The sequence below is a fragment of the Microbacterium sp. RU33B genome, from assembly GCF_900155915.1.
GTDB lineage: Bacteria > Actinomycetota > Actinomycetes > Actinomycetales > Microbacteriaceae > Microbacterium.
The window spans coordinates 1,781,514-1,795,080 of the sequence record NZ_FTPO01000001.1 but is presented as its reverse complement, the minus strand read 5'-3'; the positions used below and the strand labels follow the sequence as shown (position 1 = coordinate 1,795,080).

Here is a 13,567-nt window from a genome sequence, read left to right as displayed (position 1 = left end):
GTCCGGAGCGACAGCCGAGCCCGGCACCCGCCCGCGATGTCACCGCACTCCCGTGCGGTTCCGCGGCCGTCCGGCCATCTGTCCGCCCCCATCCGAGAGCACGTCATGTCGAACGACTCCCGCGTCCCGTCCGCCGACGGGCTCGTGCCGTTCTCCTTCGAGATCTACCCGCCGCGCCGGGCCGAAGGCCTGCCGGCGCTGCACGAGACGATCCGCCACCTCGCGGCATCCGGCCCCCGATTCATCTCCGTCACGTTCGGCGCCGGAGGGTCGACCGGCGGTCGCTCGCTCGAGGTGCTCACCCACATCCTGCGCGAGACCGACGTGCCGCCTCTCGCGCATCTCACCTGCGTGGGCAGTACGTACCCCGCCGCGACCGCACTCATCCGAGAGTTCCTCGACGCAGGGATCACGAGCTTCCTCGCCCTCCGCGGCGATCCGCCGGCGGGAGTGTCCGAGGACGACGTCTACCTCGGCGACCTCGAGAGCGCCGCCCAGCTCGTCCAGCTCATCCAGCGCGTGCAGGCCGAGCGCGAGCCGTACACCGAGTCGTCGCTGCCCGGTGTACCGGGCGCGGCGCGCGTCGATCGTCGTCAGAAGGCCGAGGTCGCCGTCGCGGCGTTCCCGAACGGGCATCCCCGCTCGCGGCATCCGCGCGAGCACATCGACGCGCTGCTGGCCAAGCAGGCCGCGGGTGCGACGTTCGCCATCACGCAGCTCTTCTTCCACGCCGACGACTACCTCGCCTTCGTCGCGCAGGCGCGCTCGGCGGGAGTCGTGATCCCGATCCTCCCCGGCATCATGCCGATCACCTCTCCGGGGCGCCTCCAGCGGGTGCTCGAGCTGAGCGGCGAGAGCCTGCCCGGAGAGCTCGCCGTGGCGCTCGAGGTCGAGCCGACGCCGGAGGGACGCCGCGAGATCGGGATCGCCTACGCCGCCGCACTGACGCGTGACGTCGTCGCCGGCGGGGCACCCGGCATCCACCTCTACGCCTTCAACAACCATGACACGGTGCTCGCGACGCTTCGCGAGGCCGGCATCACGACCGCCCTCGACAAGGAGACCGCACGATGACCGCCTTCCCCTCCGGAACGATCCTCGGATACCCCCGCATCGGCCGCCGCCGAGAGCTCAAGCGCGCCGTGGAGGCGCACTGGAGCGGCGCGCTCGACGAGCAGGGTCTCGAGCAGACCGCCGCCGAGCTGCGCCGCGCGACCCGCGAGCGCCTCGTCGGGCTCGGTCTCGGACGCGACGACTCCTCGATCCCCGAGTCGTTCTCGTACTACGACCAGGTGCTGGATGCGGCCCTCGCGGTGGGTGCCCTGCCCGAGCGATTCGCCGGACTCCGTGCCGTCGACGGCTCCATTCCCCTGTCGGCATACTTCACCGCCGCGCGCGGCGAGGGGGAGAGCGCTCCCCTGGAGATGACGAAGTGGTTCGACACGAACTACCACTACCTCGTGCCCGAGATCGGCCCCGAGACGGCGTTCGCGCTCTCGACCGACCGGTTCGCGCGCCAGGTCGCCGAGGCGACGGCCGACGGCGTCACGGTTCGACCGGTGGTCGTGGGACCTGTGACGCTGCTCGCCCTCGCGAAGGCATCGGATGCCGCCCCGGCGGGCTTCGATCCCCTGAGCCGTCTCGACGACCTCCTGCCCGTCTACGCGGAGCTGCTGGCATCGCTGCGGGTGGCGGGCGCGGAGTGGGTGCAGCTCGACGAGCACGCGCTCGTGAGTGAGAGCCTTCCGGCCGCTCCTTCCGCCCTCGCGCAGGCCGCGGCGCGCGCCTACGCCGTGCTCGGCGCGTCGACCGATCGGCCGGACATCGTCGTGGCCGCCGGCTACGGCCCGCTGTCGACCGAGGCGTGGACGGCGTTGGCCGCTGCCCCCGTCGAGGCGCTGGCGATCGACCTCCACCGCGGCGGAGTGCCGACGGCGGTGCCGGGGCTCGAAGGCAAGGCGCTCGTGGGAGGCGTCATCGACGGCCGCAACATCTGGCGAGGCGACCTCGCGGGGGCGTGGGATCGCCTGGAGGCACTCCGCGGCCTCGGCGCGGCATCCGTCGCCGTCGGCACGTCGACCTCTCTCCAGCACGTGCCGCACGATGTCGCCGACGAGAGCGCGCTCGACCCGCGTCTCGCGTCGTGGCTCGCCTTCGCCGATCAGAAGGTCGGCCAGGTCGTGACGCTCGCACGCGGACTCGACGACGGGCGGGCGGCGATCGACGACGCCGTGGCCGCGGCATCCGCCGCCCTCGCCGACCGCCGCGACGCTCCGGGCGTCCGCGACGGGGCGGTCCGCGCGCGCGCGGCCAGACTCACCCCCGCCGACTTCTCGCGCGGCGACGACGAGACACGCGCGTCGGCGCAGCACGCCGCCCTCGGCCTCCCGGTGCTGCCGACGACGACGATCGGGTCGTTCCCTCAGACCGCCGACATCCGACGTGCACGTGCCCGCCACGGCAGGGGCGACCTCGCGACGGAGGAGTACGAGCAGTTCCTGCGCGAGGAGATCGCGCGCGTCGTCGCTCTGCAGGAGGATCTCGGTCTCGACGTCCTCGTGCACGGCGAGCCCGAGCGCAACGACATGGTGCAGTACTTCGCCGAGCACCTCGACGGCTTCACGGTCACCGAGAACGGCTGGGTGCAGTCGTACGGCTCGCGGGCCACACGGCCCTCGATCCTGTGGGGCGATGTCGCGCGTCCGGCGCCCATCACGGTGCGCTGGGCGGAGTACGCGCAGTCTCTGACCGCCAAGCCCGTCAAGGGCATGCTCACCGGGCCCGTGACGATCCTCGCGTGGTCGTTCGTGCGCGACGACCAGCCGCTCGCCGACACCGCGAACCAGGTGGCCCTCGCCCTCCGGGACGAGATCGCCGACCTCGAGGCCGCCGGCATCGGCATCGTCCAGGTCGACGAGCCGGCGCTGCGCGAGCTGCTTCCGCTCACCCGGGCCGCGCAGCCCGCGTACCTCGACTGGTCGGTGGGCTCGTTCCGCCTCGCGACGGCCGGTGCCGCCGATGCGACGCAGGTGCACACCCACCTCTGCTATTCCGAGTTCGCCGTCGTGATCGACGCCATCGCGGCGCTCGACGCCGACGTGACCTCGATCGAGGCCGCCCGCAGCCGCGGCGAGGTCATCACCGACATCGCCGAGTCGGGCTTCTCGCACGGTGTGGGGCCCGGCGTCTACGACATCCACTCGCCGCGCGTCCCGTCGGTCGATGAGATCGCCGAGCTGCTCGAGCGCGCCGCCACCGAGCTGCCGCTGCGCCAGGTGTGGGTCAACCCGGACTGCGGGCTGAAGACGCGGGGCTACGACGAGACGGTGGCGTCGCTGCGCAATCTCATCGACGCCACCGGGCGCGTGCGCGAACTCATCTCCGTCAGCGTGTAGCGGACGCCGGCCCGGATGCCTCGGCCTCCGCCTCTTCGGGGCGGGGCTCCGGGGCATCCGTCGCGTCGGCGTCTCCCGCGGCGATCTCGTCGTCGGCGACGGCGTCGCCCTCGCCCCGCTCCTCGGGACGTCGCTGGAGCATCTCCAGGACTCCGCCGACCACGAGCGCGACGACGAGCACCAGCAGGATGTCGCCGACACCGAGCGGTCGCAGGGTGAACAGCCACAGCACGGCGAGCACGGCGATCCCGACGCGCACCGCGACGCGGCGGCGGCCGAGCCATCCTCCGAATCCGCCGGTGTCGAGCCCGCGGGCGGCCAGGGAGCGGCGTGCGGAGGCGTTGAGGGAATCGATCGTGGCGCGCGTGCGGCGTGCCGGGGTCGAGCGCCCGCTGAGCCAGCCCGCGAACGCGACCACGACGCCCAGCAGCGCGACGATCCACGACGTCTGGCGCATGTCGTCGATGAGCTGCGCGTAGATGACATCGAGCGCCGACGGTGAGAGCCCCAGCTGACCGGCCGCGATGCCCACCGCGGTCGAGCCGAGGCCGAGCGCGACGCCGAGCGACGCGCCGCCGAGGGCGAGCCCGATACCGGTGCCGACGACGGCGACGCTGCGGCGGCGCGCGAGCAGGATGCCGAGGGCGAACAGGGCGAGGGTGACGACGGGCAGCCACCATCCCGTCGTCGCAGCGATCGCGTAGGCGGTGCGGATCGTGGTGAGCGTCTCACCGGAGCCGATGATCACGGTGCGGTCGACGGCGGGGATGAGGCGCGCGACGCCGATTCCTCGGTCGACGAGCGTCTGAGAGACGCGTTCCACGATGGGGCCGAGCGCGATGCCGACCCCGTCGGAGGTCATGACCACCACACCGCCGCCGTCGGAGGTGGAGGCGAGCGTCAGTGCGCGGTGCGCACCGCGCACGGTCGTGGCCCAGATGTCGCTGAAGGCATCGCCCTGCACGACCGTCGTGACGGTCGACTCGACGAGGCCCGTCAGTGCGTCGGCGGCCGGCTGGCGGAGGAGGTCGAGCGCCGCCGCCGCGCGCGGACCCATCCCGAGATCGGTGATGCCGTCGAAGACGGTGTCGGTGAGATCGGTGAAGTCCACCTGCGCGTCGATCGCGGTCATCGTCTCATCGATGATCATCGACTGCACGGCGGGGTCGTCGACCAGGGGCGCGAGCGTCTCGACGAACGAGTCCTCGTCGACCAGCTGCACACGCGCCCAGGCTCCGGCGATCGAGACCGGGACGAGGATCGCCGCGATCACGATGCACAGCGCGGACAGGAAGGCGCGCCAGCGGCCGCCGTCCGCAGGTTCGCGCGACCTGCGCTGGATCAGCTCGGCGTTCTCTTCCTCCAGCCGGCGCACGCGCTCGGCGAGGGCATCGGCATCGGTCGTGGTGGGGGGCATGCGCCCATCATGGCGCGCCGGAAGCGCGCGCGCACCGCCCTGATCGCGCAGGGAGGGCCTCAGACGGCTCGCAGGACCGCCACGACCTTGCCGAGCACGACGGCGTCGTCGCCGAGGATGGGTTCGAAGGCGGAGTTGCGGGGGAGCAGCCAGGTGTGACCGTCGCGCTGCCGGAAGGCCTTGACCGTCGCCTCTCCGTCGAGCATCGCCGCGACGATGTCGCCGTTGCTCGCGGTGTTCTGCGAGCGCACGACGACCCAGTCGCCGTCGCAGATTGCGGCGTCGATCATCGACTCGCCCACGATCTTCAGCATGAAGAGGTCGCCCTTGCCGACCAGCTGGCGGGGGAGCGGGAAGATCTCCTCGACCTGCTGATCGGCCGTGATGGGCACACCGGCGGCGATGCGACCGACGAGCGGCACCATCGCCGCGTCGCCGACGCTGGGCGCGGAGTCGGCGGGGTTCTCGGTGGCCATGCCGGGAAGGTCGATGAGCACTTCCATCGCCCGGGTCTTGCCGGCGTCGCGCCGCAGATATCCGCTGAGTTCGAGCTGATTGAGCTGGTGGGTGACGCTGGACAGCGACTTCAGGCCGACGGCGTCGCCGATCTCGCGCATGCTCGGCGGGTAGCCGTGACGGGCGATCGAGCGCTGGATGACCTCGAGGATCGCCATCTGCTTGTCGCTGAGGCTGCGACGCCGTCGCGTCTGGGGCTTGTCGACCTTCTCGCGTCCGCTGTCGTCGCTCATGTCCCAGCTCCGTTTCTCGCCGCGTGCGCCGCCGCGGGGATGGTGTCGGTGCGCGATCCCGTCGGTGCGATCGCGCATCGGTCTTCGAATGTCGGAGGCCCGTGGTGGGGTGATCTCATCGAAACCGTATCCGGATCGGACGGCGAGACCGCGGAGATCGTGCGCGTGTCGCGTTCGAAAGATCCGGATTCGGAATCGGTGTTGACAGCCTAGAACATCGAAGATAACTTCGGAACAGAGATTCGCAGGCCCGCCTCCCGGCCGAGACGGGACTGCGAATCTCTCCTCGGACAACAGGAGCACACCATGACCGCGATCGGCATCACCGCCCCCGCCGCGTTCCACACCGGCACCCGGCTGCGACTCACGCAGCGCGGCCGGCGCGTCCTCGCGTTCGTCGCCGCGCTGCCCGCGGTGATCGCCCTCGCCTTCGCGATCGTCGGCGGCGGATCGGCTCTCGCGTCGCTCGACGAGGCGCCCGTCGCGTCGTTCGAGACCGTGCTGGTCGGACCCGGCGACTCGCTGTGGTCGCTCGCCGAGCAGATCGCGCCGCAGGCCGATCCGCGCGATGTGGTCGATGACCTCGTCCGTCTCAACGCGCTCGGCGGCGTGACCGTTTCGGTCGGCCAGGAGCTCGCGATCCCGCTCGAGTACGTCGCAGGAGAGTAGTCCCCTCCCCACGCAGCGAGCGAGTCGCCTCGTGACGGTCGGGTCTGCCCCGCCATCCACCCGCTCTAAAATGGGACGGGTGACCGATCTCGAGGACTTGCCCCTCCGCGCGGACCTCCGCGGCCTGAAGCCGTACGGAGCACCGCAGGCGCCCCTTCCCGTTGCACTGAACGTGAACGAGAACACGCATCCGGTGCCCGAGGAAGTCGCGGACGACATCCTCGACTCGATCGCGATCGCCCTCCGTGAAGTGAACCGCTACCCCGATCGCGAGTTCACCGAACTGCGCGAAGGCTTCGCCGACTATCTGGGGCACGGGTTGACCCGCGACCAGATCTGGGCGGCCAACGGGTCGAACGAAGTGCTGCAGCACGTCCTGCAGGCCTTCGCCGGACCGGGTCGCACGGCGTTCGGCTTCGCGCCGACGTATTCGATGTATCCGCTGCTGGCCCGCGGTACCGGCGCCGAGTGGATCGCCGGCACCCGGGAGCACGATTACACGCTCGTCGCGGAGACCGCGGCGGCGCAGGTGGCGGATGCTGCTCCCGATGTCGTCTTCCTCTGCGCTCCGAACAATCCGACGGGCACTCCGCTCCGACTCGACGTCATCGAGGCCGTGTACGACGCGACCGACGGGATCGTGGTCGTCGACGAGGCCTACCAGGAGTTCGCCCCGCGCGACGAGCAGTCCGCGCTGACACTCCTCCCCGAGCGCCCCCGACTGGTGGTCTCGCGCACCATGAGCAAGGCGTTCGCATTCGCCGGGGCGCGGGTCGGCTACCTCGCCGCCGACCCGGCGGTCATCGACGCCCTGCGGCTGGTCCGGCTGCCGTACCACCTCAGCGCTCTCACCCAGGCGGCAGCATCCGCGGCTCTGCGCCACGCGCCCGTCATGCTCGGCACGGTCGACGAGATCGTCGCCGAGCGCGATCGCATCTCCGCCACTCTCGCCGCGCTCGGGTACACGCCGCACGAGTCGTGGACGAACTTCGTGCTGTTCTCCGGAGTCGACGACCCGGCCTCGACCTGGCAGGCGCTGTACGACCGCGGCATCCTGATCCGCGACGTCGGGATCCCGCACAGCCTGCGCGTCACGGCGGGTACGGCGGAGGAGTCGACGGCGTTCCTCGAGGCGCTCGCGTCGATAGGATCGGCGGCATGAGCGCACTCGATCCCCGATCCCACCGCACGGCGTCGCTGCGGCGCGCGACGAGCGAGTCCTCCGTCGAGCTCGAGCTCGACCTCGACGGCACGGGGCGCAGCCACATCGACTCCACCGTGCCCTTCTTCGACCACATGCTGACGGCCTTCGCGAAGCACTCGCTGACCGATCTCACGGTGCGCGCCTCGGGCGACACCGACATCGACGCGCACCACACCGTGGAAGACATCTCCATCGTTCTCGGTCAGGCGATCCGCGAGGCCCTCGGTGACAAGTCCGGGATCGCGCGCTACGGCGACGCCCTCGTTCCGCTCGACGAGGCGCTCGCCCAGGCCGTCGTCGACATCTCCGGTCGCCCGTATCTCGTGCACAGCGGCGAACCGGTCGGCTTCGAGCACCATCTCATCGGCGGACACTTCACGGGGTCGCTCGTGCGTCACACCTTCGAAGCTCTCGCGTTCAACGGCGGTCTGACGGTGCACGTCCGGGTCATCGAGGGGCGCGATCCCCACCACATCGCGGAAGCGGAGTACAAGGCGTTCGCCCGAGCCTTCCGTCAGGCGAAGGCCCTCGACCCCCTCGTCGAGGGGATCCCGAGCACGAAGGGCGCGCTGTGACCGATCGCCCGCTGGTCGCGGTGCTCGACTACGGCTCCGGCAACGTCCACTCCGCGGTCAAGGCCCTCGAAGCGGCCGGTGCCGACGCGCGGCTCACGAAGGACCGCGGACTCGTGATGGATGCCGACGGGCTCGTGGTGCCCGGTGTCGGGGCGTTCAGCGCCGTCATGGAGGCACTGCGCGCGAGTCGCGGCGACGAGCTCATCGACCGCCGCCTCGCGGGCGGACGCAAGGTGCTCGGGATCTGCGTCGGCATGCAGGTTCTCTTCGAGCGCGGCGTCGAGCGCGGCGTCGACACGGAGGGCATGGGGGAGTGGCCGGGTGTCGTGACCGAGCTCGACGCCCCCGTCCTGCCGCACATGGGCTGGAACACCGTCGAGCCCGGCGAGGGATCGGTGCTCTTCCGCGGCATCGAAGACGAGCGCTTCTACTTCGTGCACTCGTTCGGCGCCCAGCAGTGGCTCCTCGACGTGATCCCGCCGTTCCCGCAGCCCGCCCTGACGTGGTGCACCTACGGCCAGCCGTTCCTCGCGGCCGTCGAGAACGGCCCCTTGTCGGCCACGCAGTTCCACCCCGAGAAGTCCGGCGAGGCCGGCATCCGGCTCCTGTCCAATTGGATCGGCAGCCTCCGCGGGGCTACCCTCTGAACTCGTGCCACGGCCCGCTCTTCGGGCCGCCGGCATCCTTCCCGTGAACCGAACCCAGGGACTCATGAACGACTTCGCCTCCACGCCCGAGCTCATCCTCCTTCCCGCTGTCGACGTCGCCGGCGGAAAGGCCGTGCGCCTCACGCAGGGGGAGGCGGGCTCGGAGACGAGCTACGGCGACCCCGTCGACGCCGCGGTGGACTGGGCCCGTCAGGGCGCGCAGTGGATCCACCTCGTCGACCTCGACGCCGCCTTCGGTCGCGGCAGCAACGCGCACATCATCCGCAAGGTCATCAAGCAGGTGCGCGGTGTGCAGGTCGAGGTGTCGGGCGGCATCCGCGACGACGAGTCGCTCGAGGCCGCCCTCGAGTCGGGTGCCGCGCGCATCAACCTCGGCACGGCAGCCCTCGAGAACCCCGAGTGGGCCGCCGACGTGATCGGCCGCTACGGCGAGGTCATCGCGGTGGGCCTCGACGTCCGCGGCACGACGCTCGCCGCGCGCGGCTGGACCCGCGACGGCGGAGACCTCTGGGATGTGCTCACGCGTCTCGAGTCCGCCAACTGCAGCCGCTACGTCGTGACCGACGTCACGAAGGACGGCACGCTGCAGGGCCCGAACATCGAGCTCCTGCGCGAGATGACGTCGCGCACCCCGAAGCCGGTCGTGGCATCGGGGGGCATCTCGAGCCTCGACGACATCGCCGCCCTGCGCGAGCTCGTGCCGCTCGGCGTCGAAGGCGCCATCGTCGGCAAGGCCCTCTATGCGGGTGCGTTCACGCTCGCCGAGGCTCTGGATGTCGCCGGACACTGATCCCTCGGCGGGTGCGGCCGACGCCTGCGACCATTCCGCCGACTCCGCCGGTGTGCCCTGGGCGGGCCGGAGCTTCGAGCCGAACCCGCACGCGGGGGACGACGGGTCCGCCGATCCCGCCCTGCTCGGCGCGCTCACCGCTTTCCACACAGGCTCGGGCGACCCCGCCGCTGTGGTCGACGCGTACCGATCCGCTCGGCTGCTGATCCCGCTGGTCGCCGAGAAGGGCGACCACGGCGTCGGTCCGCACGGTCTCGAGGTCGACAAGACGCAGGAGCTGTCGATCGTCACGGTCGCCGCTCCCGACGGGCGCCGCGTGCTGCCGGTGTTCACCTCCGTCGCGGCTCTGTCGCGCTGGGATCCCTCGGCCCGTCCCGTGCCGGCCGACGGGATCCGCACGGCACTGTCGGCCGTCGACGACGAGACCGATCTCATCGTCATCGACCCGGGCTCCGACACGGAGTTCGTCCTCCGGCGTCCCGCCGTCTGGGCGATCGCACAGGGTCACGCGTGGGAACCGAGCTTCGCGTCGACCGAGGTCTACGCCGGACTCCAGGCGAGCGTCGGCGGTGAGCTGGCGGTGCTCGACCTCGCCGTCGCGCCCGGCGATCCCTCCGGCCGCCTCCGCGGACCCGAGCTCGTCGTGGTGCTCGAGCTGATGCCCGGTCTCGACCAGGCCGAGCTCGACGCCGTGCTGCAGCGGCTCGCGCGACGCTGGGCGGCGGATGACCGTATCGCGGTGCTCGTGGACTCGCTCACCGTGAAGCTGGTCCGCACTCAGGTCGACGGAGGGCCTGACGCCTAAGGTTGACATCGTGCACCCCTTCGAAGGACGCCCGTGGCTCGCCGCCTACGCCGAGGGGGTGCCGGCCGACATCGAGCCGGTCACCGAGACTCTCGTCGACATGATCGAGGCCTCCGTCGCCCGCCACCGCGGCGCCGTCGCGCTCGAGTTCTTCGGCGCCACCACGACCTACGCGGAGCTGGGGGAGCAGATCGCCCGCGCCGCCGCGGGGCTGCGCAAACTCGGCGTGCAGCCCGGCGACCGCGTCGCGCTCATCCTCCCGAACTGCCCGCAGCACGTCGTGGCGTTCTACGCCGCGCTGCGGATCGGCGCGATCGTCGTCGAGCACAATCCGCTCTACACGCCGCGGGAGCTGCGTCACCAGTTCGAGGTGCACTCGGCCGTGGTCGCGGTCGTGTGGAACAAGGTCGTCGACACCGTGGCGGAGTTCCCCTCCGACATCGCCCCCCGCGAGATCGTCTCCGTCGACCTCGCCGACGCGCTGCCGTTCGGCAAGCGCCTCGCCCTGCGTCTCCCCATCGCGAAGGCCCGCAAGGCGCGCAGCGCCCTGACGGCGAAGCCCCGGAGTGCGGCGGTCGCGTGGGCGAAGGTCGTCGGGTCGCGCCCGATCACCCGCAAGGCCGCGCGGCCCGCGCTCGACGACATCGCGGTGCTGCAGCTCACGAGCGGCACCACCGGCACCCCGAAGGCCGCCATCCTGACGCACCGCAACCTCCGCTCCAACGCCGAGCAGTCGCGCGCCTGGGTTCCGGGCATCCGCGAAGGCGATGAGGTGTTCTACGGCGTCCTCCCCCTCTTCCACGCCTACGGGCTCACCCTGTGCCTGAGCGTCGCAATGTCGCTGGGGGCGCGTCTCGTGCTCTTCCCGACCTTCGACGTCGATCTGGTGCTCGATGCCGCACGCACGTCGCCCCCCACGTTCCTGCCCGCCGTCCCGCCGATCTACGACGCCCTGAGCCGTGGAGCGATCCGTCGCCGGATCGGGCTGGGTTCGATCCGCCACGCCATCTCCGGCGCGATGAGCCTGCCCCTGGCGACGGTGCAGCGCTGGGAGGACGCCACCGGCGGCCTGCTCGTGGAGGGCTACGGGATGACGGAGTCCTCGCCGATCTCGATCGGCAACCCGATGGGTCCCTCTCGTCGCCCCGGCACCGTCGGGGTGCCGTTCCCCAGCACCGACATCCGCGTCGTCGATCCAGACGATCCGTCGATCGACCGAGGACCCGGGGAGGAGGGCGAGCTGCTCGTCCGCGGTCCTCAGGTGTTCCGCGGCTACTGGCACCTGCCCGACGAGACCTCGCGCACTCTCCTCGAGGGCGGCTGGCTGCGCACCGGAGACATCGTCACCGTGTCGGAGGACGGCTTCGTCACGATCGTCGACCGGATCAAGGAGCTCATCATCACGGGCGGGTTCAACATCAGCCCGACCGAGGTCGAGCAGGTGCTGCTGCTGCATCCGGATGTCGACGAGGCCGCCGTCGTTGGCCTGCCCCGAGCCGACGGAAGCGAGAGCGTCACGGCCGCCGTCGTGCTGCGCGAGGGCGCGGTCTTCGACGCGGCGGGCATCCGCGACTTCTGCCGCGCGCACCTCACCGCCTACAAGGTGCCGCGCGCCGTCGTGGAGCGGTCCGAGCTGCCGCGATCGCTCATCGGCAAGGTGCTCCGCAAAGACGTGCGGGCGGATCTGATGGCCGCCGCCGACGCGGGATGACTCCGCGGGTCAGGTGACCGGGCCGGTCCACTTCTCGCCCGGTCCCTTGCCGATGGGGTCGGGGATGACGGATGCTTCGCGGAACGCCAGCTGCACCGAGCGCAGACCGTCGCGCAGCGAACGCGCGTGCATGTCGCTGATCTCCGGTGCGCCGGCGGTGATGAGGCCGGCGAGGGCGTTGATGAGCTTGCGCGCCTCGTCGAGGTCGGTCTGCGTCGCCGGGTCGTCGGCGAGACCGGTCTTGACGGCGGCGGCGCTGAGGAGGTGCACGGCGGTGGTCGTGATGACCTCGACGGCCGGGACGTCGGCGATGTCGCGGGTGGCCTCCGAGGCCGCTCGCTCCTGCTCCTCCCAGCGCGCGCGGCGCGCGGCATCCGGAGCCGTCTCTTCGACCGTCGAATCGTCGTCCGCGCCCTGAATCGTGTCCACGCCACTCTCTCTGCTAAACTGATGCGGGCTCCGGAGCGTTCTGCTCCGGATGCGAAAGAGGATCACATCCCACCCGCGCTTGCCGTTCCAGGCTACCGGGTCATGCACTCCACCCCGACCGTGCCAACGGCCGGGGTTGACCAGGGTGCGAAGGCCGGCGCTCACGCGTCGTGCGGGTGGACTGTGCTGCTTTTTCCGCCGTCATCCGCACGAAGAGGAGTTCCGCATCAGCGATCCCCGCACCAATGACCGCATCCGCGTTCCCGAGGTCCGCCTCGTGGGTCCCGCAGGAGAGCAGGTCGGCGTCGTCCGCATCGAGGTGGCGCTGCGTCTGGCACAGGATGCCGACCTCGATCTGGTCGAGGTGGCCCCAGACTCGAAGCCGCCCGTCGTCAAGATCATGGACTACGGGAAGTTCAAGTACGAGGCAGCGCAGAAGGCCAAGGAGGTCAGGCGCAATCAGGCGAACACGGTCCTCAAGGAGGTCCGCTTCCGTCTGAAGATCGAGGCGCACGACTACATCACCAAGCTCAAGCGCGCCGAAGGCTTCCTGCAGTCGGGTGACAAGGTCAAGGCCATGATCCTCTTCCGCGGTCGCGAGCAGTCGCGCCCCGAGCAGGGCGTGCGTCTGCTCCGCAAGTTCGCGGAGGACGTCGCCGAGTTCGGAACGGTCGAGTCGAACCCCACGATCGACGGTCGCAACATGGTCATGGTGGTCGCACCGCACAAGAACAAGTCCGAGGTCAAGACGGAGCAGAACGCCGCTCGCGCAGCCAACAAGGAAGCGGCGCGCAATGCCCGCGGCGGCGCTCGAGACGGTGCCGCAGACTCCGACGCGAAGTCGGACGCGGCCGAGGCTCCGGCCGAATAGGCCCCACAGTCTCCCGCTCCGGCGGGTATCGACTCCCGCCGAGGCGGGATACACAACGAAGGAAGAGAAATGCCGAAGCAGAAGACCCACTCGGGTGCCAAGAAGCGATTCAAGGTCACCGGCAGCGGAAAGCTCATGAAGCAGCAGGCCGGTATGCGGCACAACCTCGAGGGCAAGTCGTCGCGTCGCACGCGTCGCCTCAACCAGGAGCAGGTCCTTGCTCCCGGTGACGCCAAGCAGGCCAAGAAGCTCCTCGGCCGCTGACGCGCGCCGACGCACGAATA

The 13,567-nt window shown here is 70.9% G+C and carries 14 protein-coding genes; 11 read left to right on the top strand and 3 right to left on the bottom strand.

Going from position 1 to position 13,567, the window contains the following annotated elements; translation table 11 throughout:
• The first annotated feature begins 105 nt into the window (after positions 1 to 105).
• Positions 106 to 1,074 (top strand): methylenetetrahydrofolate reductase, encoded by a 969-nt coding sequence (locus tag B0B14_RS08745; RefSeq protein WP_076681014.1) that lies wholly within the window; start codon positions 106 to 108, stop codon positions 1,072 to 1,074.
• The gene (gene metE, locus B0B14_RS08740; RefSeq protein WP_076681013.1) at positions 1,071 to 3,395 is read left to right on the top strand and encodes a 5-methyltetrahydropteroyltriglutamate--homocysteine S-methyltransferase; all 2,325 of its coding nucleotides are present in this window, start codon (positions 1,071 to 1,073) and stop codon (positions 3,393 to 3,395) included. Before B0B14_RS08745 ends, metE begins: the two co-directional genes overlap by 4 nt.
• Here the strand turns inward: metE and B0B14_RS08735 are convergent.
• The gene (locus B0B14_RS08735; protein WP_076681012.1) at positions 3,385 to 4,812 is read right to left on the bottom strand and encodes a hypothetical protein; all 1,428 of its coding nucleotides are present in this window, start codon (positions 4,810 to 4,812) and stop codon (positions 3,385 to 3,387) included. The two genes, metE and B0B14_RS08735, sit on opposite strands and share 11 nt — an antisense overlap.
• Before the next feature lie 59 nt (positions 4,813 to 4,871).
• Positions 4,872 to 5,561 (bottom strand): transcriptional repressor LexA, encoded by a 690-nt coding sequence (gene lexA / locus B0B14_RS08730; protein WP_076681011.1) that lies wholly within the window; start codon positions 5,559 to 5,561, stop codon positions 4,872 to 4,874.
• Between the two features lie 306 nt (positions 5,562 to 5,867).
• On the opposite strand from lexA, the gene B0B14_RS08725 reads away from it, so the two are divergent.
• From B0B14_RS08725 to B0B14_RS08695, 7 genes are all read left to right on the top strand, one after another.
• Entirely contained in the window at positions 5,868 to 6,230 is a 363-nt protein-coding gene (locus B0B14_RS08725; protein ID WP_076681010.1) for a LysM peptidoglycan-binding domain-containing protein, read from the top strand.
• 70 nt (positions 6,231 to 6,300) lie between these two features.
• The gene (locus B0B14_RS08720; RefSeq protein WP_076681009.1) at positions 6,301 to 7,392 is read left to right on the top strand and encodes a histidinol-phosphate transaminase; all 1,092 of its coding nucleotides are present in this window, start codon (positions 6,301 to 6,303) and stop codon (positions 7,390 to 7,392) included.
• Positions 7,389 to 8,009 carry an imidazoleglycerol-phosphate dehydratase HisB gene (hisB, locus tag B0B14_RS08715; protein ID WP_076681008.1) on the top strand — a complete coding sequence of 207 codons (621 nt, stop codon included), beginning with the start codon at positions 7,389 to 7,391 and terminating at the stop codon, positions 8,007 to 8,009. The genes B0B14_RS08720 and hisB overlap by 4 nt, the downstream gene beginning before the upstream one ends.
• On the top strand, positions 8,006 to 8,656 hold the full coding sequence (gene hisH / locus B0B14_RS08710) for an imidazole glycerol phosphate synthase subunit HisH (RefSeq protein ID WP_076681007.1): 651 nt from the start codon (positions 8,006 to 8,008) through the stop codon (positions 8,654 to 8,656). The genes hisB and hisH overlap by 4 nt, the downstream gene beginning before the upstream one ends.
• 64 nt (positions 8,657 to 8,720) lie before the next feature.
• On the top strand, positions 8,721 to 9,467 hold the full coding sequence (priA, locus tag B0B14_RS08705; protein WP_076681006.1) for a bifunctional 1-(5-phosphoribosyl)-5-((5-phosphoribosylamino)methylideneamino)imidazole-4-carboxamide isomerase/phosphoribosylanthranilate isomerase PriA: 747 nt from the start codon (positions 8,721 to 8,723) through the stop codon (positions 9,465 to 9,467).
• Positions 9,451 to 10,272 carry an SseB family protein gene (locus B0B14_RS08700; RefSeq protein WP_076681005.1) on the top strand — a complete coding sequence of 274 codons (822 nt, stop codon included), beginning with the start codon at positions 9,451 to 9,453 and terminating at the stop codon, positions 10,270 to 10,272. Before priA ends, B0B14_RS08700 begins: the two co-directional genes overlap by 17 nt.
• 10 nt (positions 10,273 to 10,282) lie before the next feature.
• Positions 10,283 to 11,983, top strand: a complete 1,701-nt coding sequence (locus B0B14_RS08695; protein WP_076681004.1) for a long-chain-fatty-acid--CoA ligase — start codon at positions 10,283 to 10,285, stop codon at positions 11,981 to 11,983.
• Positions 11,984 to 11,992: 9 nt separating this feature from the next.
• Here B0B14_RS08695 and B0B14_RS08690 read toward each other — a convergent pair whose 3' ends face one another.
• Positions 11,993 to 12,412: a DUF1844 domain-containing protein gene (locus B0B14_RS08690; RefSeq protein ID WP_372236631.1), complete on the bottom strand. Its 420-nt coding sequence runs from the start codon at positions 12,410 to 12,412 to the stop codon at positions 11,993 to 11,995.
• 226 nt (positions 12,413 to 12,638) lie between these two features.
• On the opposite strand from B0B14_RS08690, the gene infC reads away from it, so the two are divergent.
• Entirely contained in the window at positions 12,639 to 13,283 is a 645-nt protein-coding gene (gene infC, locus B0B14_RS08685; protein WP_143733690.1) for a translation initiation factor IF-3, read from the top strand.
• 69 nt (positions 13,284 to 13,352) lie between these two features.
• Entirely contained in the window at positions 13,353 to 13,547 is a 195-nt protein-coding gene (rpmI, locus tag B0B14_RS08680; protein ID WP_076681003.1) for a 50S ribosomal protein L35, read from the top strand.
• Positions 13,548 to 13,567: the final 20 nt, after the last annotated feature.